The following is a 17,691-nucleotide window of genomic DNA, read 5'->3' as shown; positions in this document are numbered from 1 at the left end:
GAGGTAGTACATGGCGCAAAAACGAACCCCGGGCCTCTACGAGAGGAACGGGATCTGGCATATCGACAAGGTCGTCAGAGGAACGAGACTTCAAGAAAGCACTGGCACAAGCGAAAGGCACGAAGCAGAGCAGTACCTAGCTCATCGGCTGGAGAAACTGAGGCAGGCAAAGATCTACGGGGTCCGGCAGGTGCGCACCTGACGGGAAGCCGCAACGCGGTTTCTCGTCGAGTTCAACCACCAGGCATCCATTGGGCTTTCTGCGACGTACCTGGAGCAGCTTGATCCGTTTATAGGTGACCTGCCGGTGACTCACATCGACGACGGGACACTTGCTGCGTACATCAAGCACAAGTTGAAGCCTGGGCTCAGTTCGACAGGGAAGGTCAAGCCTCCCGCATCAAACAGGACGATAAACATCGCCTTGCAGCGGGTGGTGAGGATATTGAATCTGTGTTCAAGGAAGTGGCGAGACGCAGAAAAGCGCCCCTGGCTAGACACCGTGCCGATGATCACGATGCTAGAGGAGAAACGATCGAGCAGGAAGCCTTACCCGATGTCATGGGATGAGCAGTCGATACTGTTCGCCGAATTGCCGGATCACCTTCCGAGGATGGCCCTCTACAAGGTGAATACGGGCTGTCGCGAACAAGAGGTCTGCAAATTGAGGTGGGAGTGGGAGATCCGGGTACCGGAGCTGGGGACAAACGTTTTCCTGATCCCGGCGGGTTTCGGCGGGATCAGGAAAAGTCAGGGGTGAAGAACGGTGACGAGCGCCTAGTGGTGCTCAACAGTGTGGCGATGTCAGTCATTGATGGGCAACGCGGCCTTCATCCTGACATCGTCTTCCCCTATGGAGCACCCGATCAGTACGGCCCCACAGCGGTTCATAGGATGAATGACTCGGCATGGAAAAAAGCTAGGGTGCGCGCCGCGGTGAAGTGGGAATCGCTTCACGGATCGCAGGCGCACCCCGGGTTCCGATCAATCAGGGTGCACGACCTGAAGCATACCTTCGGACGGAGGCTTCGGGCGGCGGGTGTTCTGGAAGAGGATCGGAAGGCGTTGCTCGGGCACAAGAATGGCAGTATCACCAGCCACTATTCAACAGCGGAGCTTGGGGCGCTGATTGAGTCAGCCAACAAGGTTTCCGCGACCGACTCTCGCGGGCCGGCATTAACCATACTGAGGAGGAAAGCAGGCTAAACCCCCGCAAAAGTCCCTGCGGGTATAAATGAAAAAGCCACCCGTAGGTGGCTAAGTCATTGGGATTATTGGTCGGGACGGAGTGATTCGAACACTCGACCCCTTGCACCCCATGCATGCAGGACCTAGCAACACACAGTAAACACGGCACTTTTCTTGGCGCTCGCTGCAATCGACTGCTCATAGGTGCCAACCGCTGCGTGAGAGTGTCACGCAAAAATCACGCAGGCATTTTACCCGCCTGTGCCCGCCTTCGGCGTCCTGCCGACCGTTTCCCTTCCTTTATATAGCTACTCACAGGCAGGCGGTTTCTTGCCCTACCCATTGATCACCTCGATCCCCCATTCCGGCAGAGGCTCGTGGTAGCCGAACAGGCCGCAGGCGTACATGTCCTCGTGCTCATTTAAGCCATAGAGCCGCGCCGCCTCGGCAAACTCCAGCATCTCGCACAGTTGGTCGGCGTCCACTTCCCCGCGCCGGTGGGCAGCCATGGCCATCTCGCTGAGGACGGCAGCCCGACTATCTGGATCGGTAGCCAGCGCGCATTGGTCGTTGAGCTCATCCAGCCAGGCTCTTGGCAGTCCGTCCATCATTCCGCCCTGCACCACCACGACTGCGCATACAGCACGCCGTCGACCTCTTCTATCCCGTTAATGTTGATGCCGAGCTGAGCCATGCCGTTGACCCTCGCGTCATGCAATCGGGGGATGATGTCGGGCCCTGGCGCGGGGCTGAACACCCAGGCCTGGGTCGATACACGGCCCAGCGGCTCGCTATGGTGATCACCTATATGGATGTCGGCCCGCAGGGGCTGGATCTTCCTGAGCTGATCGGAGGGGATGGCCACGCCCTTCACGCGGCGGCGAAGTAGGAGGAAGTACATGCTGCACCCAATACTGTATATAGATACAGTATCGTATCCACCAAGCCAGCAACTGGGCAACTGCCGGTCAGCGGATCAATTCAGCGGCGGCAGATACTATTCCCGAGTCACGATCCCCCTGACGCGCTGAATCCCTCAGCTTCGTGGGGCCGGGGCATCACATCGATCGCCTGCTGAATGAGAGGATCTCCAGCCTTTAGCTGTATAAAAATACAGCTTCTATCTGGCCGCGCTCAGGTTTAAATTTTGTAAACCATTCGATGGAGGTAGCAATGGCAGGTTTCTTTTTCGGACCGGGCACTAAAGTACACATCATGGATATGGCTTTCACGAATCATGACGCGGCTATAGAAGGCGACAAGGCCGACATATCCATGACTAATGTTCATGCATACAAAACAAAAACAATGGTTAGAGGTCGAGACCTATACATAAACGCTAACAGCATAATCCATGACGAGCACAAAGCACCGCAATCACTTTACTTCACTCAGTTATCCACGCTAACGAAACTTATAAGGGAGTTTAACAATGGCACTATTTGAAGTCGAAGGAAAGAGCAAAATAGAGGCGGATCATTTTGTCACCACGGCTGAGACAATCGTTAAATCAAGCGAACCAAACAGCCAGACAGACATTAAGGCTACGAACTTCGTATCTGGTGAGGTCGCGAAAGATTTTATAGCAAAACTGAACACTACTGATAGCAGCTGGAAGCACAAGATAATGGATTACGCTATCAACCACTCGATAGGTACTATATTCACTGTAATCGCAACTATTGTTGCGGCAGTACTTGTGGTAGCTCTAGGAATAAAGTAGGTGTAACGCTACTGGCACGCTGCCAAGGCAGCCCTAATCTGCGTTTCGTATCCAATTCTTTGGCGCCTTTCTGCCAATAGCGCCCGCACTTTCACCTCCAGACTGTCGATCTTGCGCAGCCCGGCGGCAGCCCATGTCGGTACGTCCATGTCTGGCGTTCGACACGGAACCTGAACCGGAACCTCGACGCGCACATAGCGGATTTCTGGCTCCGTCTTTCCCGCGCAGCCGACCAGGATCAAAGCCGCCCCGCTCCCACAGGCAAACCCAAGAATTACGCGGGCTGCGACCATGAAATACCCAATTCCGCTCCCGCAGTCTGGCTGATTCAATACCTCCCTCATAAGTCAAGCTCCTTGTCGATAATCGAGGTAGCTGCCGCGCACTGTTCGCCACCGATTCTCTCCTGCTGCAGGCGGTTTGCCGCGGCGTAGTCGACTTCCGCGCTGGCCTTAGCCTTACCCACCGCCTGCTCAGCCCCGGTCTGGCGAGCCTTCGCCGCCAGAGTCAAGTCGCCCAAGGCCTTGCCCTGCTCCGCCGCCAGCCCGCTGAGGTTGTCGCGGGCTGCCCTGCAACTCGCAACCTGGTCCTGCTCGGCGTCTAGCAGCGGCCGGAAGTGACCGGTGGCAGCCCAAGCGCCAACCGCAATTCCGGCCAGCATCAGCAGACCGGCGCCGATCACCCGAATCACCAACTGCTCCATGACGCCTCCCAATCCGGCAGTTCGACCGTCTGGCCGGCCAGGTCGTGGGTGCAGTCGGCGAGATACTGGATGCGGCCATCAGTAACGAACGAGTGGCACACCTTGGCCTCCTCCCGCTCATTCCGGCGCACCAGCACCGACGGGGTGAAGGTCGGCGCCTCGGGGTTCTCGTTGTAGCCCCATCGCGGACCTGGCCCCGCGCCGACCTTCAGGCTGTGCGGCTGGTCACAACCTTTGCAGAAGAACCACAGCGAGCCGTCGTTCGCCTGGCCCAGGCAGCGGCCTATCGTCTTGATCGTCATGCCAGCGCCCTCCGTACACCCTCGTCAATCACCTGGTCCGGGTACGGGTTGCCGCCGTTCTCGTGGACGATGATCCCGACCACGGCTTCGCGCAGCACCTGCGGCTTGGAGATGTCGATAGAGTCGCGCACGCCAACGCCGAGGCGCTTGGCAATGGCCTGGGCGTAGGCCAGGGTGTTGTTCTCGCTGGAGGGTGCCCAGCGGCTGATGAACTCCAACGGGGTGTCGATGCCAGGACGACCGACACCTGGCATACCGTCCTTGCCCCGGTAGTTCAGCAGCAGCTTGCCCAGGGCGCGGATGCCGTTCTCGGGCTGGTCGAACCTGGCGAAGCGCGGCTTGGCCACTCCCTCCTCCATGCCCAACTGGCCCTGCCACGCGTTCCGTGGGTTGAAATCGATGTTGCCGGGGTTTTTGTTGCGGACACCGCGTGGTGTTGCCATAGGTTTTCTCCAGGCACAAAAAAGCCCGCGAGCGCGGGCAAAAAGGTATCATTCGTCGTTTATTCAGCGGCCCCATGACAGGGAAATCAGAGATGCAAGGCAAACATTTGGCCTACCGCCCGGATATCGACGGGCTCAGGGCATTGGCCGTTTTGGCTGTGGTAATTTTTCACTTCAATAAAAAATGGCTACCCGGCGGATTCGTTGGTGTTGACATTTTCTTTGTGATTTCGGGATTCCTCATTACCGGGATCGTGGCGAGACAAGCGACCGCTGGAAATTTCTCGTTTACTGACTTCTACATGCGACGAGTTCGACGCATTCTGCCAGCAGCCTTGTTTGCAACTCTGGCTACCCTGGTGTTCGGGTCTGTCTTCATGCTTCCGGACGATGCGAAGGCGCTATCTCTTTCAGCAATCGCATCGACTCTGTCAGCCGCAAACATCTACTTCTGGAAGTTCCTCGATACGAGCTACTTTGCAGCGTCCTCTGACACCGTTCCGTTGCTCCACATGTGGTCTCTAGGTGTCGAGGAGCAGTTCTATCTTATCTGGCCCGCCCTGCTACTCCTTACCCTGAAGGTTGGCGGTCGGGCTTTGACAGTGGGTCTTGCGTCAGTGATCGCCGCCGCCTGCTTCTGGTATGGTCAGAGCAAGCTTGCTGCAGATCCAACCTTTGCCTACTACATGCTCCCATCTAGGGCCGGCGAGTTATTGATCGGTGGCATGACCTTCTTCCTGACCGAAGCAATCAAAGGTCGTGTAGGTCAGCGCACTGCTCAGGCCATGGCTTTGGTGGGAGCTCTAGTGCTTGCATGGTCGCTCGCCTACATCCGAGAAACTGAAGGCTTCCCAGGATTTATATCGATAGTTCCTGCAGTCGGCGCATCGCTAGTACTGGCCGCCGGCAGCTTCGGCAAAACTCTGGTAGGTAACATCTTGGCCGTGCGCCCGATGGTATCTATCGGACTGGTCTCGTTCTCGCTGTATCTGTGGCATTGGCCGGTGTTGGCGTTTTATCGTTATGCCTACGGCGAGCCTGACATGCTGGGCAATCTGATCTGCCTCTCAGTAATGGTGGCAATGACGCTGTTCAGCTATTTCTTGATCGAGGTGCCGTTCCGGGCCAACAAAGGGTTGAAGTTCACCTTGGCCACCCCTGCATCAGCAGTCCTTGCCCTGTCATTTGCTGGAGTAATTTATGCCAGCAACGGCATCATTTCACCTTTCAGCCCAAGTGGTTACCAGGAGTCCTTGGCGGAAAAACGCTCGGGCTCCGCGCCAGCTTCATCTGCTTCGTACGTTTGCCAGAGCGTTTTCAAGCCTGAGTATTTTTCTTCGGAAAAATGTATTGCTGGGGACACATCTAAGCAGCCAAGTGTACTTTTAATCGGCGACTCCAACGCCGCTCACTACGTAGGCTATTTAGGTGAGATCGCAAAAAATGAAGGCGTAGCAATTAGAAACGTTGAGCATCATGCTTGCCCACCCTTCCCTGGGCAACGCAGTACAAGGTATGTCAAGGACGGCTACAAAGTAAGCTGCCCTGCATATAATGTGGAAGCATTTAAGCAAATCAGCAACTACGACACGATAATCTTAGGCGGCAGCTGGACAGCATACGAAGCCGTTGACAGGGCAGCTTTCATTGCTGACTTCGACGCCATGCTGGACGCGTTGAGCCAGAGCGGAAAGAACGTAGTAATCGCCCTCAAGGCCCCTACATTCAATTCAGTAGATCGGCAGTGCTCTGAAAAGGCATTGAAAATCCCATTCATCAACTGCGAACAGAAAACTGTCGTATCTGATAATGGTGAACATCGTCTTAACCGGGAGATTATCAAGCGAGTATCTGGTCGGGCGAATGTCTCTTACTTTGGAGTCCGCGACCTTATCTGCGATGGAAAAACTTGCTCGGCTTTTTCTGGCAAGACACAACTTTATTACGATGGCGGCCACCTGAGCCACTCCGGATCAGAGAAGCTTGGGCAGATTGCGATTAAGACCGGGGCGATACCAGCGTCCCTGCGTAACCTCTCTCGCCAGAATATTGCGAACAACTGATCGTGTCAGAATACCGGCTACCGATATTCGGTCAGCCGGTATGCAACAGCAGCCGTAACCGCCCCCCTGTTGTAAATTTCCAGCGTACAGCTCGAAGCGAATGAGAACGGTGGAATATAAGCAACTGACTTCTGACTCCCGCCAATTACCCTGCTTGTATCATCAATCAGTACGGACCCATCGCACGTTAGCTTAAAACCAACATCATCGCCAAATACAACCCCTCCCGCAAAATATCCGAAGTCAGTCCTGGAGAATGCCGCTGCATATGATAGAGGGGCAACTGACAGAGACCCTGATATCTGCCTGCTTGGTGCGCCGTTTGAAAGGAAAAACGGGTGGGAGTCTTGTGCGTGCTGTGCATAGATCACGCCGCGACCAGTGACCTTGTTCAGGCCGGTGGACAGGTAGCAATCCGCCTTGGTCAGCAGTGACCCGTTAACGGTTGCATCAGTAGCGTCAATTGATACGCCGCCAGCAATCTGGATATACCCGAACGTCGGTCGAGGACCGGTGAACACGGCGCTACTTGCTTCGATCTTGGACCCAAAATTGCCTAGGATAGCGTTAGCCACGCAAGAGCCGCAAACGAGGCCTTGGGTAGAAACGAAAGAGCGTCGAGCGTAGAGGCCCTGGTTTCGGCCGCTGACGTTCGCAAGGTTGCAATACACCGTCGACCCACGAGATACATCGATCCCAATTCCGCGAGCGCCCTGCGCTTGCAGCTCTGCGATGTTAGCGTTAGATCGATGCGTTACGGTGATTCCGGAGAAGTATCCTTCTTTGGCAATCCCGTGCATTGCGTCAAGCGTGCTGTTGCCGCCAACTACAATATTGGTGCCGGCAGCCGCCGCGACATCCATCGTTCCTTGTACACCCTTGTTCGACCTGATATAGCCGTAACTACCTGCGTTAAGGACGTAGCCGTAGACGGTCGGGCACGGGCTCATGTCTACAAGAATATCCCACACTGGTGCCTTGGATCGAATCGACAGGAAGCCAATCTTGTTGGTCCTGGCAACGATCTGATCCAGACCAATGTCGTTGTTTGAGGTGTGGACGAAGTCAGGTCTCACCGCCACCACCGCATCAACTGACTTGATGGTTACAAATGACATATCCTTATCCACGATGCGGAAGCCACGGCGCAGGGCATGACCCGCCGCAATAAGGATATCCACCCGATTCTCAAGGGTTGCACCCTTGGTCGCCAGGCTGTCCATGGCTTCCTGTAGATCTGGGAAATCTCCCGGAATGTTGAGCGTTACGTTTGCCGCGAAGGGGGCAACAGACTTCTCCAGCTCAATAACCATGGCGCGCAAGTCACGATCAACCTGCGTGACTAGCTCAGCCTGATCATCCAGCCACTCCCCTGACAGAACGACTGGAAATGTTGCTGGAAGCCTTGCGCTGTATACGATGCCGGCACGCTGAATCAACTGCGTACTCCGATCTATAACTAGCTCCTGACCATCAACATACTCAAGAACGACAGGCTCGTATCCTTGATTGGCAAGGAAGTCATTTACTTGTTGCTCCATGCCCCAGATGGTTTTTCGGCGCTCCCCTGTACGGTCAAAAAAGAAACTAGATGACCTGTCATTAGCAGCAAGATCGAGGTTGCCAGTGTTGTCATAAAGGTCGCGCGGGTCGCTCGACCCATCGGTTCCAACCGGGTTGCCAGTGTTGTAGCGCATAGATTCTCCGGGCATAAAAAAGCCCGCACTTGGCGGGCATGCTCGCTAGGGGCCGCTCAATCCTCTGGGAATTGATCGTCGTAGGTGTAAACGCGGGCGTCGTAGGGCATGCCCTTCATGGCGACGTTGCCGTCCTTCCCTGGATCAGAACTGGTGATCAGGGTTGGGTAGGCCCAGCGTGTTGCGGGGCCGAACAGAATGTGAGGTGGCTCAAGGGGGCCATCGGTCACGGGCGTGAAGCCCAGGGCATCGACCCTGACCACGTACTCGTTCACTTGGGTGGCGGTGAATGGCCCAGCCAGCGTGCCGTCAAGCTTGCGCACGCCCACCAGGTGCTCGCCTCCGGCCGCCCAGTTGTACGGCTCGGACGAGTGCAAGTAGGTGCCGAGGTCGGTCACTTGGACGTCGAGCAGGATGGCGCTCTGGCACCGCCTGGGAGCGTCATCGGCAACCGCAGCAAAGCTCAGGTAGCCGCTGTTGCTGCCGTCCATCTCGGTTTCCCAGGTGTATACGTCGGGGTAGTTCGGTTGGTGAAGCCCTGCGCATCAAGAGATCCGCCGGTGTGGGCCTTCTCAATGACGGTCCAATCACCAGCTACATCCATGTCTCGGTATTCGAACACATGGTACGCGGTGACCTCGTAGATCTGCCCCTCTCGACCAATGCCGCACAATCCGTTGGCAAAAGTGACCGTCCACTCGATCTCAGTGACCTTCTCACCCTCTGGGCAACATGCAACCGGGCCGCGATAGCCACCCTGCAGGTTCGAGGGGTCCAGCGTGATCAAGCCATTCACCGTCTGCATGGCGTTGAAGCCAGGCCATCCGGTGTCGGGAGAACCTGACGAGCTCAGGCGTTCTACCTCGAGCAGGCTGGTACTGAACGCTGTGATCCGATACCTAAGGCCGCGCGGGCCGATGGTGGCCAGGCCCTGTCCCAGCGCCAGGCCAACCACTGGCGAGCCGCCGTCATAGTTCAGCGTCATCTCGGCTGGCTGCTCAGGTACGGCGCTGGTGGTTGCGGTGCCAGTTACGCCGACCGGCGACGATCCAAGAATGGCCGAGGCGCCTGTTGCGGTAATGGCCTGTCCGGTGAACGGCGTCAGCTCTACGAAGCGCAAGCGCCCGCTGCTCTGCTGGGCCTGGAATGGCATGCCGGTAAGTAACGAGTTGAGCGCCGAGACCAGTCCGGCGAGATCGGTTGTGGCAGTGTTGAGCGTGATCGGGTAGGTAGAAGCGCCGCGCACCAGACTGAAACTGAGTGGAGTGACGTTGAAGTCGAAGCGCGTCGGCGCAGCCGAACCGGTCAGAGTGGAAGCGGTTCCTGGGTTTGCCGGCACGGCGGGGCTGAATGGTGTGTAACTGTTCACCACATACAGACCTGCGTTCGCTCCAGCGACCTCGATCAACATGCCCGGGGCTGGATTCAGCATCTCCAGCGGACCGCGCACGATGTCTCGACCCACTCCACCGTCAATCACGGTGTAGGTGTATGGGGAGAGCACGCGAATGATGATGCCGTTCGACCAGTCAGCCGGGAACTGGCCGGAGCCGGCCGGCACGCTGATAGTTTCACCAGCAAACTGATAGGCCGAAGCTGTGACTGATCGAGTAATGTCGGTGGCTACGGTCAATTCTAGGCCTGCAGAGCCGCTGGAGCTGGCCCCAACCTCTGGCGCATTGAACCAGTTGATATGGGCAGGATCGGCGCTCAGGTCAGCCCCTGGCGGGTATATGGTGAAAGTGGCATCAGAGCCCAAGGAGATCAGCGGGGTTTCGCCAACCCTCACCTTCGCCAGGGGGATGTCGTATTCGCCCTCGCCGATGTACAGCAGCATTTCCACGCGCAGGTCTCGCGGTGCGACATGGGCGCTACGCGGCTGCGCGAGGTAGGAGCCATAGGTGCGCTGGTGGCCGGCGATCTGCCGTACGGGATCGCCCAGCTTGACCTTGTTGCCCTTGGCGCTGGCATCCATTAGCGGGTCGCCCTGCTGGGTGCCGGCGCTGGATGGCATACCCGGCATCTTCGGCATGATCGCCTTCAGCACCGCCTTGGCGCCCTTGAACAGCGCAAAGGTGATGGAGAATGGGTCGGTGCCCTTCGGCTCGCGGTAGATCTGGAGCAGGTCGCTCGGCTTGAATTTAACCTTGTGCCACAGGTGGTGCTCTATGACCTCGTCGTTCAGCACAACACTGATCGGTGGGCTCTCGCGGCGCTCGTAGGATGGGGCCAGGGACTTCAGCCATTCCTCGATGGTCATACGGCGGTCGGTGGTCCAGGTGCCGAGCGGCGCCGTGTCACTCAGCTTGTTCGGATAAAATTCGATCACGGTAGTAAACCACCTTCGGGTGAGTGGCTTCGAATTCGCCAGTTGTTCGGAGGCAGGCGCCGCCGGGGTTGGTGTCGATGACCTTCAGTCGGCCCTCGCTGAGAAGAACCGTCCCTACATGCAGAAGTGCTTTGCCGCGCAAGACCGCTGCAATGGCTCCAGGCTCCGGATTGCACTCCTCCATCGCCATGCGGAGCACGCGGTAGGCTTTCGTGTTCGCTCGGATCTTGTCCTTGCCCACACCGCCCAGGGATGGCAGCAAATCCAGCCCAAAGAATTCGTGCCGGATAGCCCGACACAGCCCCCAGCAATCGAAGGCAATAGGCCCCCGTGCACCCTCGCGATACGGGGCGCGCATGAATTTCTCGATCATGGTCAGATGTACTTCAGGCCAGGTGCCAGAGAGGTGGTCAGGACGGTGCGCAGACCGTTGGTGTTGAGCAGGTCGAAGAATCCCGCGGTGAGCTTGGCTACGTCGTCCTCATACTCCCGGCTGAGCAGCGTCATGCGGTACCGCTCGCTCGGGAACGACAGGTCTTCGGCCAGGTAGCGCCGGAAGGTGATGATGAAGCGCTTGTCGGCAGCCTTTGCCGCCTCCACCACCTCCTGCACCTCGCCGGTCACGTTGTCCAGGCCCAGCACCAAGTTCTGGAATGCGCTGTTGTCGTTCTTCGGCAGGGCCAGGTCCATGGCCATCGCGATGAAGGTGAGCGTCCGCCCGTCCTCGGTCGTGCATACCCGGTCTTCCCAGCCAGAGCAGTACAGGTGGGAGACGGTGCCGCCCTCCTCCCGCGCCTCGATGGTATCGACCAGCTCGCCTCTGCCCGAGGCATAACACTCCTCGATCAGGCTCATGCTTCAGGCCACTCCCTGTTTATCGCCACGTCGATGACGTTCTTGTTCAGCCAGTACTGCGGGAACTGCTCCCATCCTGCAGGAATCAGCGGGCGCTGCTTCAGTTGTAGGACTGCCGAGTAACGCCAGCGGCTGATCTGTGTTAGGTCAGGCCCCTGGTAGATCGCCTTGAAGTGCGCTTCGTACAGCCTGAAGCCGGCCGGCGTCTGCAGCTGGATCTCGAACCACTCCAGACCGTTATTGATCGTCCGCGCATACCAAGCCTCGAAGATGCCAGCCTCGTCCTGACTGAAGTTGAAGTTGAACCTCAACTCAGTCGGAACGTAGTTGTGCCGGACCCGGTACCGCGTGCGCCCGGTCACCATCTGGGTAGCCCGCATCGGATCAACCGTGCTCAGGCCATACCCCTCCTGCAGAGGAAGTGGCAATTCTGCCGGGTATTGAATCATTGCCATTCCTCATTAGGAGCCAGAACGCCGCGACCCGTAGGCGCCTTCATAGGAGTCAACAACATCGCCGTAGCCTGAGGAGAACTGCCCAGCAACCTCTTGAACAGCCCGGTCGGTTGCCTCTCGGATAATGAAATCGATGTCTCCGTTAGGCATGCGGCGCTGCTCAACCTGTGCGCTGGAGTAGTTGTGGACGTTGATGTTTTGCTGGATTCCAGCCGCGCTGGTGGCTCCAGACTGGGAGCGGCCGACCGTACGCGCCGCGGTGATCGGCGTGACGTTGCCGGTGCGCAGCGCCTCGACCGCCGACACGCCGCCGAAACGACGGATATCAGCCTGAGACCAGACCACCTCACCCTTGTGCACCACTCCCGCCGGTTCGTATTTGCCGCCTGAGCCGGTGTAGCCGCCTTCGGAGAATCCCTTGAGCAGCGCATAGGCCGCGACCAGCGCGGTGCCGCCCACAACAGCAGCGGCGCCGAATGTACCGATCGATGCCACGAGTGCGGCTGGAGCCCAGGAGGCCAGAGTTTCAGCAGCTGCCGCCAGGTTGGCAGTAAGCACGGTCCCGATGGATGCCAGGCTGCTGGTGGTGGTGACCGCGTCCGTTGTCAGCTTGGCGGTGGTCTTGACCCCCTCCGCCGCTACCGTCTGCGTGGCTTCCGTCTGAATTCCGGCGAGTTTCAGAGCCTGCATGACAAGGAAGCGCGCCGTGATGTCGGCGAATGCACTGAGCATCGAGTTGGCGATGGTGCCCGCCAGATTGCCGAAGGCATCGCCCAGGCTTTCCGTGCCCTTGATGATCCCTTGAATGCTGCCGGAGATCGACGAAGTGGTGTCGCCAAGGATCGACTCGGTAGCCGCCCGGGCCTGCTCGTTGTAGTTGGTGGCGATGTCGACGTAGTTCTGCCACGACTCGGAAACCCCAATCAGCCATTCGCCACGCATCGCGTCCTGCGCGGTGTAGTAGTTCTGCTGATCGACCAGCCGGGTGGCTAGCGCAGCCCGCAGGGCCTCTGTCTCACCCTTGTAGAGATCCGTGTCCTCGGACGTAGGGTTCTTGATCTGGTTGTAGTCGCGGCTGAGCTTGTCCAGTTGCTTCTGATAGTCCTGGCGGATTTTCAGATCGTCCTGGAGTCGCCGGCGCAACCTGTCGCTTTGCCCTGCCCCGGCCAGCTCAACCTCCTGCCCCTCGCGCGATAGCTCCAACTGTGACTGGAGGTTATCCGTGAAAGCCTTCAGCTTGGCCTCGTTCTCCAAGCGGGTCTGGGTCAGCTGGTTGGCCTTTTCAAGCTCAGCGTTTTGCTTCTGCTGGGCCAGGTTCAGCTCAGCCATCGCCAGAACCTGCTTCTGCGAGGTGGTGAGGGTCTTTTGCTCCTTGAGGTTGGCGATCTCGGTTTCGAGCTCGATCAGCTTCTTCGCTTCGGTGCCGAGTTTCTGGGTCTGGTCGATCTCGCCGGCAATGACGCGGCTCTGCTGCTGCAGCACGGCGTAGCGCTGGCGGGCCTCGTCCAGCATCCGCTGTCCGGCGTCGTCGCGAACTGTAGGCGCCTTCGGGTCCTTGAACTGGTCGGAGATATTCGCCTTTACCCGGGCCACGGTTTCTGGAGCCAGGCGCGAGTCATTCGGGTTGTTTTTCCGGATAACCTCCAGCGACTTCTCGTATTCCTTCAGGGCCTCTGTGCGCTTCCTTGTGTTCGTCCATGCGGACTTCTCAAGCGCATCCACCTTGGCCATCGCATTTACGGTTCGCTCGTTCGCATCAGCTGCGTCCTTGTCGAACTTGGCGATGTCATCTTGGGCGGCCTTCTTGTCTTTGAGGAACTGGAGCTCGTCAGTGTAGAACTCCACCATCTTGTCTTTGTCTTGGAAGAACCCAACGTCGCCACGCTGAGCGCTTTCCAGGTTGGCTTGGGCCTGTGCGATGTCTGCCTCAATGTTGGGACGGCCGATATCCTTCAGTCGGTCTGCGGCATTAGCTACCGCGTTGTAGCCACGCTCCCAGAAACTCAGGTTTTCGATGATCTTGGGGGTGCGATTATTGATCGCATCAGCAAATGCATCTGTCGCCAGTTTGACCGCATCCGCATGCTTGCCCTGTTGCTCAAGAGCAGTGATCTGGGCGTACACCGATGCCGTCAGGTAGTGATACTGCTTGTTGAGCGCTGCCGATGCCTTGACCGGCTCATCCGCAAGTTTTGCGAACTCTGCCACGGTTTCGGATACGGCCTTCCCTGTGGCAACCTCCATTGATACCGCCGCTTGGGCGACCTGCTGGAAGCTATCTCCAGCAATCTTCCCGCCAGCTGCTATCTCTGCCAGGGCTGAAGCTGCCGCACCGGTTGAGCCAACCGTCGAACTGATCTGCCTGGCCATGCTGCCGAGCTGATCCGCCGTAACGCCTGATGCGCTGCCGGTGAGGATGAGTGCATTATTGAAGCGGTCGGCCTCTTCTGATCCTTTGTAGAAGGCGTAGCCAAGTGCTGCAGCGCTTGCCACCGCAACGCTAAGAGGCGTGATAAGGCCAAGGATGTATCCGCCCATGGCCCTGGCTGCATCACCGATGCCTCCGAAGGAGTCCTTGATCTGCGATCCCTGCTGAAGGAAGACCGTCAAAGGTGCTTGACCACCCTGCAGGCTGATGAAAATGTCAGAGAACTGCGCGGGAAGCATACGCAGAGCGGCTGCGTTCTGCTTTGCAGTGTTGCCCGTGCGATTGAGGCTATCGTCAAACCCGGTGAGCGCGGCCCGCGACTGGTCAATACGAGTTTTGTACGATGCGAAAGTATCGGCATCAAGGTTGCCAAGCTTGTTTTGCTGGGCCAGCTTTCGCTCCTGCTCATCCAGCTTGTTCAGCGCCCGGGTGGTTGGGTCAATGCTGGCAAGAAGGCCTTCCAGACTTTCGACCTGGCTGACGGTCGCAGATTCTGACTGCTTGGTGGCTGCTGTGACTTTCTGGGTGGACTCTGCCAGGCGCGCCTGGCTCGACGACAGGACCATGTTGCCAGACAGCAGGCCCTGCTCGGCCTCGGATAGCCCAGTAGCCACGTTGGCCAGGTTCCGCTGCTCCTGGGCTGCACGAACCGAAGCATCAGCAATCGCAAGGATCCGGGCCCGAGCCTGTTCAGCGGTCTCGCCTACTTCAGTCTGCGCTCGAGAAACGCCAGAAAGTGATGCCAAGGACTCTTGGATCTTTCTGCTGTAGGCGTCATACGCTGCACCATTGATCTGCCCTGATTCCCGAGCCTGGGCCAGAGCTGTTTCCTGCGCAGCAAGGTCATTAAGTTTCTTGGTGAGCGGGTCAATCTTGCCCAGCAGGCTGTCGAGCTCTTTGCGCTGATTCGCGGCTGCCCTCGCTGCGGTGTCTGCGCTTTTTGCGGCAGCGTCAGTCGACGACGATGCCTTGTCGTTGGCTGCCTGAACCTTTGCCAGGGACATCGCAAGGTTGGAGTAATCCCCGCCAGACTTCCGCAGGGTTGAGCTTGCCCTGATGCCAGCCTGCTCCAGCGCTTCCAGAGCCGCCCGGATATCGTTTACCTGCTGCTCTGCAGTTCGCCCATCTACTTCCAGTTCGAGGCGGGATTTCAACGCCATGGCTTTCTCCAGGCATAAAAAAACCCGCCGAGGCGGGCGTGTTGTTCATGTGGTGGTTATGGAATTTCACACTTGACCATCGGGCCGCCTGCTTTTTGGAAGAAAAAAGCCACTGGCTTTGATGCCTTGGTGTAAAGCACTGATCCGTCACTGTATGGAACTGCCGACATTCTCACCCCATCAGGGAAAGTTCTTGTTTCGCCGCCAACACCTCTGACTATTTGACCATCTGGCATTTTCACAACTTTGAATCCGTCGATTCCAGTGACAATTCCTTCAGTCCCGCAATCCAGCGTCAAATCCGCTGCGCTTGCCCCAATAGGGGCTCCGACGATGGCAATCACCAAGCCAAGACAAATACGTCCTTTCACAACTTCCCCTCCTTTTTAGATGGCTGGAATCTACCACCATCGGGAGGAAGCGCCAAAACCCCGCGTTGGCGGGGTTCGACTTTGATCTAGCGGTTACCTCGAAAGGCCGTGCGCGACAACCTCTGACATTTCGGCCTGAAGCTTCTCAGCCAAGCGCTTCAACGGCTTGGCCACCGACTCCTTCCAGAGGATCTGCTGAATAGGCTTGCCGTCGCTGTGCTTCTTGGCGGTGTCGGTGATCACGGCGAACTCCTTGCCTTCCGGCGTGACCTCCCAGCGTTTCTTGCCGGGTTTGTAGGTGACGTGATGCTGTAGCCCGCACTGGGCAAGCAGCTTGTTCATGCTGACCGCGCTCATGCCAAACTTCACGCCAAGCTCGGTCGGTGTGTAATTCAGCTCTTGCGCTTCGTTAACCAGTCGCTGCACACCGGCCATTTCCATCAAGTCGATGCCGATGGCGGAGCGGACCATGCTGTTGGCGCTCAGGATGGCCTGATTTCCTTCGAGACCAAGACTTTCAGCGATTCGCTTGGCCGCGTCAAAGTTGTCGGCCGCCACTGGAAGACGCCGTTCCTGCGGGATAACTGCATCGTTCGCTGCCGCCGAGTCGAAGGTCCGAATTACGTGCAGGCTGAATGTCGGGCTGACCCACATGGCGTAGGCGTAGACCAGTTCCTTGCATGCGTAGGTTCCCGGCGAGCTACCACCACGCACAACCCTCAAAGCGGGAATTCCCGCTTTGGCGATTTCATCGGCAAGCTCCTGAGCCTGCCCAACTCGCATCCACTCGCTTGGCTTGTGCCGCGGCTCGCCACCGGCAGCCCGGTGAAAGTCGTTGAGGCTGAACCGGCCGTCATGATCCTGGTGAATCTCGATACCTGCAATCATCAGCGCGCTCATGCCGAAGCCCCCTTAGAAGTGACTGGTGAAACCTGGCCAGCAAGAGCAATCCAGTCTACGCGTGGAGGCAAAATGACTTGGCGTTGGAGCTGCCTCGACAATTTTGATTTGATGGTCGGAGTCCACGGCATCCCAGCGCCAAGAACCTCTTTCTCGACCCACGCTCGAACGTCCAGCACGAACGACATGAACTGGTACTTCGCTTCACGCATGTCGCGAAGCATCAACATGACAAGATCGAATTGATCGTCTGGAACGTCCTGGACTCGCGCGACTTGGAAAACAACCCGCATACGGTTGTAAATCCAGTTTTTGGAGTCTTCGCTGAGAGCCCATCCAAAGGTGATCGAGCCAATTTCTTGATTGATAACAGTCCAGTGCTCCTTGGTTAGGGCTGGACGCATCGCTGGCTCATGGATGTAGCCCCCGGTCTTCCTGATGGCTGGCAGAACTTCGGAAGTCACCCATTTCTTGAAGCGCTTGGCCTCGGCTTTTCGGCTGCGGAGGATCGCGGAGTACAGGCCAGACTCGTTGATAGCCAGCATTTCCTGCGCTCCGCCAAGGGTACTCACAATTTGAGTACCCTTTTCGTCGTCGTCGAGGTTTCGGCACATGTTGGACGAATCGCGGTATTGAAGAGCTGCCGAAATGTCGGTAGCGACGAACCATGGCTCACCTTCGATGAGCATGGTGCGAACCTGCTGCTCGCCAAAATTGAACGGAACTACGTTTGTGCTATTATCGCTCATGACGTTGTTTTCCTGATCGATGACTGCGTTGATTCCCAAAGCCCTGGCCGTTGGCGCGACCGGGGCTTTTTCATGCCCGCTGTTTTTGCTCATCCTGCATCTCCTGCTCTAGCGATTTCCTGAGTCGGAACACAATCTCTCCACTCAGGCTTCGCCCGTTGTTCACCGCGCGCTCCTCAAGCTTCTTGCGCATTTCGCACATCATTCTTACCGCAGTCGTGATCTTCTCGGGACTCATGATCGCCTCCTTGTTTGCGTTTTGTGAGTTTATTGCGTTTAATGAGTTTGTCAAACATTTCTTGCTTTTTGTGAGTTTCATGTACAC

18 protein-coding genes and 2 pseudogenes are annotated in these 17,691 nt (G+C 57.5%); 3 read left to right on the top strand and 17 right to left on the bottom strand.

The window, feature by feature from the left end; genetic code table 11:
• Window positions 1-10 precede the first annotated feature (10 nt).
• Window positions 11-1,206 (top strand): annotated as a pseudogene (locus ACSSU5_RS20885) (tyrosine-type recombinase/integrase).
• 317 nt (window positions 1,207-1,523) lie between these two features.
• On the opposite strand, the gene ACSSU5_RS20880 reads toward ACSSU5_RS20885, so the two are convergent.
• Both ACSSU5_RS20880 and ACSSU5_RS20875 read right to left on the bottom strand, forming a co-directional pair.
• Window positions 1,524-1,799 (bottom strand): hypothetical protein, encoded by a 276-nt coding sequence (locus ACSSU5_RS20880; protein ID WP_492559702.1) that lies wholly within the window; start codon window positions 1,797-1,799, stop codon window positions 1,524-1,526.
• The gene (locus tag ACSSU5_RS20875) at window positions 1,796-2,089 is read right to left on the bottom strand and encodes a hypothetical protein (protein ID WP_492559701.1); all 294 of its coding nucleotides are present in this window, start codon (window positions 2,087-2,089) and stop codon (window positions 1,796-1,798) included. The genes ACSSU5_RS20880 and ACSSU5_RS20875 overlap by 4 nt, the downstream gene beginning before the upstream one ends.
• Window positions 2,090-2,620: 531 nt before the next feature.
• Here ACSSU5_RS20875 and ACSSU5_RS20870 point away from each other — a divergent pair.
• Window positions 2,621-2,911: a hypothetical protein gene (locus ACSSU5_RS20870; protein WP_492559700.1), complete on the top strand. Its 291-nt coding sequence runs from the start codon at window positions 2,621-2,623 to the stop codon at window positions 2,909-2,911.
• Window positions 2,912-2,919: 8 nt separating this feature from the next.
• On the opposite strand, the gene ACSSU5_RS20865 is transcribed toward ACSSU5_RS20870, so the two are convergent.
• From ACSSU5_RS20865 to ACSSU5_RS20850, 4 genes are read right to left on the bottom strand one after another with little or no spacing between them, the layout of a single operon-like run.
• On the bottom strand, window positions 2,920-3,204 hold the full coding sequence (locus tag ACSSU5_RS20865) for a hypothetical protein (RefSeq protein ID WP_492561346.1): 285 nt from the start codon (window positions 3,202-3,204) through the stop codon (window positions 2,920-2,922).
• Between the two features lie 47 nt (window positions 3,205-3,251).
• Window positions 3,252-3,614 carry a hypothetical protein gene (locus ACSSU5_RS20860; RefSeq protein ID WP_492559699.1) on the bottom strand — a complete coding sequence of 121 codons (363 nt, stop codon included), beginning with the start codon at window positions 3,612-3,614 and terminating at the stop codon, window positions 3,252-3,254.
• Window positions 3,599-3,916: a ubiquitination-like system serine protease family protein gene (locus ACSSU5_RS20855; protein ID WP_492559698.1), complete on the bottom strand. Its 318-nt coding sequence runs from the start codon at window positions 3,914-3,916 to the stop codon at window positions 3,599-3,601. The genes ACSSU5_RS20860 and ACSSU5_RS20855 overlap by 16 nt, the downstream gene beginning before the upstream one ends.
• Window positions 3,913-4,359 (bottom strand): structural protein P5, encoded by a 447-nt coding sequence (locus ACSSU5_RS20850; protein ID WP_492559697.1) that lies wholly within the window; start codon window positions 4,357-4,359, stop codon window positions 3,913-3,915. Before ACSSU5_RS20850 ends, ACSSU5_RS20855 begins: the two co-directional genes overlap by 4 nt.
• Before the next feature lie 92 nt (window positions 4,360-4,451).
• Here ACSSU5_RS20850 and ACSSU5_RS20845 point away from each other — a divergent pair, with 92 nt between their 5' ends.
• Window positions 4,452-6,422, top strand: a complete 1,971-nt coding sequence (locus ACSSU5_RS20845) for an acyltransferase family protein (RefSeq protein ID WP_492559696.1) — start codon at window positions 4,452-4,454, stop codon at window positions 6,420-6,422.
• Window positions 6,423-6,439: 17 nt separating this feature from the next.
• Here ACSSU5_RS20845 and ACSSU5_RS20840 read toward each other — a convergent pair whose 3' ends face one another.
• From ACSSU5_RS20840 to ACSSU5_RS20790, 11 genes and pseudogenes are all read right to left on the bottom strand, one after another.
• Window positions 6,440-8,119: a hypothetical protein gene (locus ACSSU5_RS20840; RefSeq protein ID WP_492559695.1), complete on the bottom strand. Its 1,680-nt coding sequence runs from the start codon at window positions 8,117-8,119 to the stop codon at window positions 6,440-6,442.
• 56 nt (window positions 8,120-8,175) lie between these two features.
• Window positions 8,176-8,610: a hypothetical protein gene (locus ACSSU5_RS20835; protein WP_492559694.1), complete on the bottom strand. Its 435-nt coding sequence runs from the start codon at window positions 8,608-8,610 to the stop codon at window positions 8,176-8,178.
• Between the two features lie 17 nt (window positions 8,611-8,627).
• Window positions 8,628-10,448, bottom strand: a pseudogene (locus ACSSU5_RS20830) (host specificity factor TipJ family phage tail protein); the annotation flags it as partial.
• On the bottom strand, window positions 10,417-10,821 hold the full coding sequence (locus tag ACSSU5_RS20825; protein ID WP_492559693.1) for a hypothetical protein: 405 nt from the start codon (window positions 10,819-10,821) through the stop codon (window positions 10,417-10,419). The gene ACSSU5_RS20825 and the pseudogene ACSSU5_RS20830, both read right to left, overlap by 32 nt.
• A 2-nt stretch (window positions 10,822-10,823) precedes the next feature.
• Window positions 10,824-11,303, bottom strand: coding sequence for a DUF1833 family protein (locus tag ACSSU5_RS20820; protein ID WP_060709479.1), 480 nt, complete (start codon window positions 11,301-11,303; stop codon window positions 10,824-10,826).
• Entirely contained in the window at window positions 11,300-11,752 is a 453-nt protein-coding gene (locus tag ACSSU5_RS20815; RefSeq protein WP_492559692.1) for a transposase, read from the bottom strand. The genes ACSSU5_RS20820 and ACSSU5_RS20815 overlap by 4 nt, the downstream gene beginning before the upstream one ends.
• Window positions 11,753-11,764: 12 nt before the next feature.
• Entirely contained in the window at window positions 11,765-15,346 is a 3,582-nt protein-coding gene (locus ACSSU5_RS20810; RefSeq protein ID WP_492559691.1) for a phage tail length tape measure family protein, read from the bottom strand.
• Between the two features lie 56 nt (window positions 15,347-15,402).
• Window positions 15,403-15,717 (bottom strand): hypothetical protein, encoded by a 315-nt coding sequence (locus tag ACSSU5_RS20805; protein WP_492559690.1) that lies wholly within the window; start codon window positions 15,715-15,717, stop codon window positions 15,403-15,405.
• Window positions 15,718-15,810: 93 nt separating this feature from the next.
• Complete coding sequence (locus ACSSU5_RS20800) at window positions 15,811-16,617, bottom strand: KilA-N domain-containing protein (protein ID WP_492559689.1); 807 nt, start codon at window positions 16,615-16,617, stop codon at window positions 15,811-15,813.
• A complete protein-coding gene (locus ACSSU5_RS20795) occupies window positions 16,614-17,459 on the bottom strand; it encodes a BRO-N domain-containing protein (RefSeq protein ID WP_492559688.1) in 846 nt (281 codons plus the stop codon). Before ACSSU5_RS20795 ends, ACSSU5_RS20800 begins: the two co-directional genes overlap by 4 nt.
• Window positions 17,437-17,685 carry an Arc family DNA-binding protein gene (locus ACSSU5_RS20790; protein WP_492559687.1) on the bottom strand — a complete coding sequence of 83 codons (249 nt, stop codon included), beginning with the start codon at window positions 17,683-17,685 and terminating at the stop codon, window positions 17,437-17,439. Before ACSSU5_RS20790 ends, ACSSU5_RS20795 begins: the two co-directional genes overlap by 23 nt.
• Window positions 17,686-17,691: the final 6 nt, after the last annotated feature.

The organism is Pseudomonas sp. E1MeOHC2, from assembly GCF_058745025.1.
This window is presented reverse-complemented; position numbering and strand designations above follow the sequence as displayed.

What these genes read in the sequence shown, in the direction of transcription:
- ACSSU5_RS20880 (WP_492559702.1), bottom strand. Translation starts at nt 1,799, where the DNA reads ATGATGGACGGACTGCCAAGAGCCTGGCTGGATGAGCTCAACGACCAA.
- ACSSU5_RS20875 (WP_492559701.1), bottom strand. Translation starts at nt 2,089, where the DNA reads ATGTACTTCCTCCTACTTCGCCGCCGCGTGAAGGGCGTGGCCATCCCC.
- ACSSU5_RS20870 (WP_492559700.1), top strand. Translation starts at nt 2,621, where the DNA reads ATGGCACTATTTGAAGTCGAAGGAAAGAGCAAAATAGAGGCGGATCAT.
- ACSSU5_RS20865 (WP_492561346.1), bottom strand. Translation starts at nt 3,204, where the DNA reads ATGGTCGCAGCCCGCGTAATTCTTGGGTTTGCCTGTGGGAGCGGGGCG.
- ACSSU5_RS20860 (WP_492559699.1), bottom strand. Translation starts at nt 3,614, where the DNA reads ATGGAGCAGTTGGTGATTCGGGTGATCGGCGCCGGTCTGCTGATGCTG.
- ACSSU5_RS20855 (WP_492559698.1), bottom strand. Translation starts at nt 3,916, where the DNA reads ATGACGATCAAGACGATAGGCCGCTGCCTGGGCCAGGCGAACGACGGC.
- ACSSU5_RS20850 (WP_492559697.1), bottom strand. Translation starts at nt 4,359, where the DNA reads ATGGCAACACCACGCGGTGTCCGCAACAAAAACCCCGGCAACATCGAT.
- ACSSU5_RS20845 (WP_492559696.1), top strand. Translation starts at nt 4,452, where the DNA reads ATGCAAGGCAAACATTTGGCCTACCGCCCGGATATCGACGGGCTCAGG.
- ACSSU5_RS20840 (WP_492559695.1), bottom strand. Translation starts at nt 8,119, where the DNA reads ATGCGCTACAACACTGGCAACCCGGTTGGAACCGATGGGTCGAGCGAC.
- ACSSU5_RS20835 (WP_492559694.1), bottom strand. Translation starts at nt 8,610, where the DNA reads ATGGACGGCAGCAACAGCGGCTACCTGAGCTTTGCTGCGGTTGCCGAT.
- ACSSU5_RS20825 (WP_492559693.1), bottom strand. Translation starts at nt 10,821, where the DNA reads ATGATCGAGAAATTCATGCGCGCCCCGTATCGCGAGGGTGCACGGGGG.
- ACSSU5_RS20820 (WP_060709479.1), bottom strand. Translation starts at nt 11,303, where the DNA reads ATGAGCCTGATCGAGGAGTGTTATGCCTCGGGCAGAGGCGAGCTGGTC.
- ACSSU5_RS20815 (WP_492559692.1), bottom strand. Translation starts at nt 11,752, where the DNA reads ATGATTCAATACCCGGCAGAATTGCCACTTCCTCTGCAGGAGGGGTAT.
- ACSSU5_RS20810 (WP_492559691.1), bottom strand. Translation starts at nt 15,346, where the DNA reads ATGGCGTTGAAATCCCGCCTCGAACTGGAAGTAGATGGGCGAACTGCA.
- ACSSU5_RS20800 (WP_492559689.1), bottom strand. Translation starts at nt 16,617, where the DNA reads ATGAGCGCGCTGATGATTGCAGGTATCGAGATTCACCAGGATCATGAC.
- ACSSU5_RS20795 (WP_492559688.1), bottom strand. Translation starts at nt 17,459, where the DNA reads ATGAGCAAAAACAGCGGGCATGAAAAAGCCCCGGTCGCGCCAACGGCC.
- ACSSU5_RS20790 (WP_492559687.1), bottom strand. Translation starts at nt 17,685, where the DNA reads ATGAAACTCACAAAAAGCAAGAAATGTTTGACAAACTCATTAAACGCA.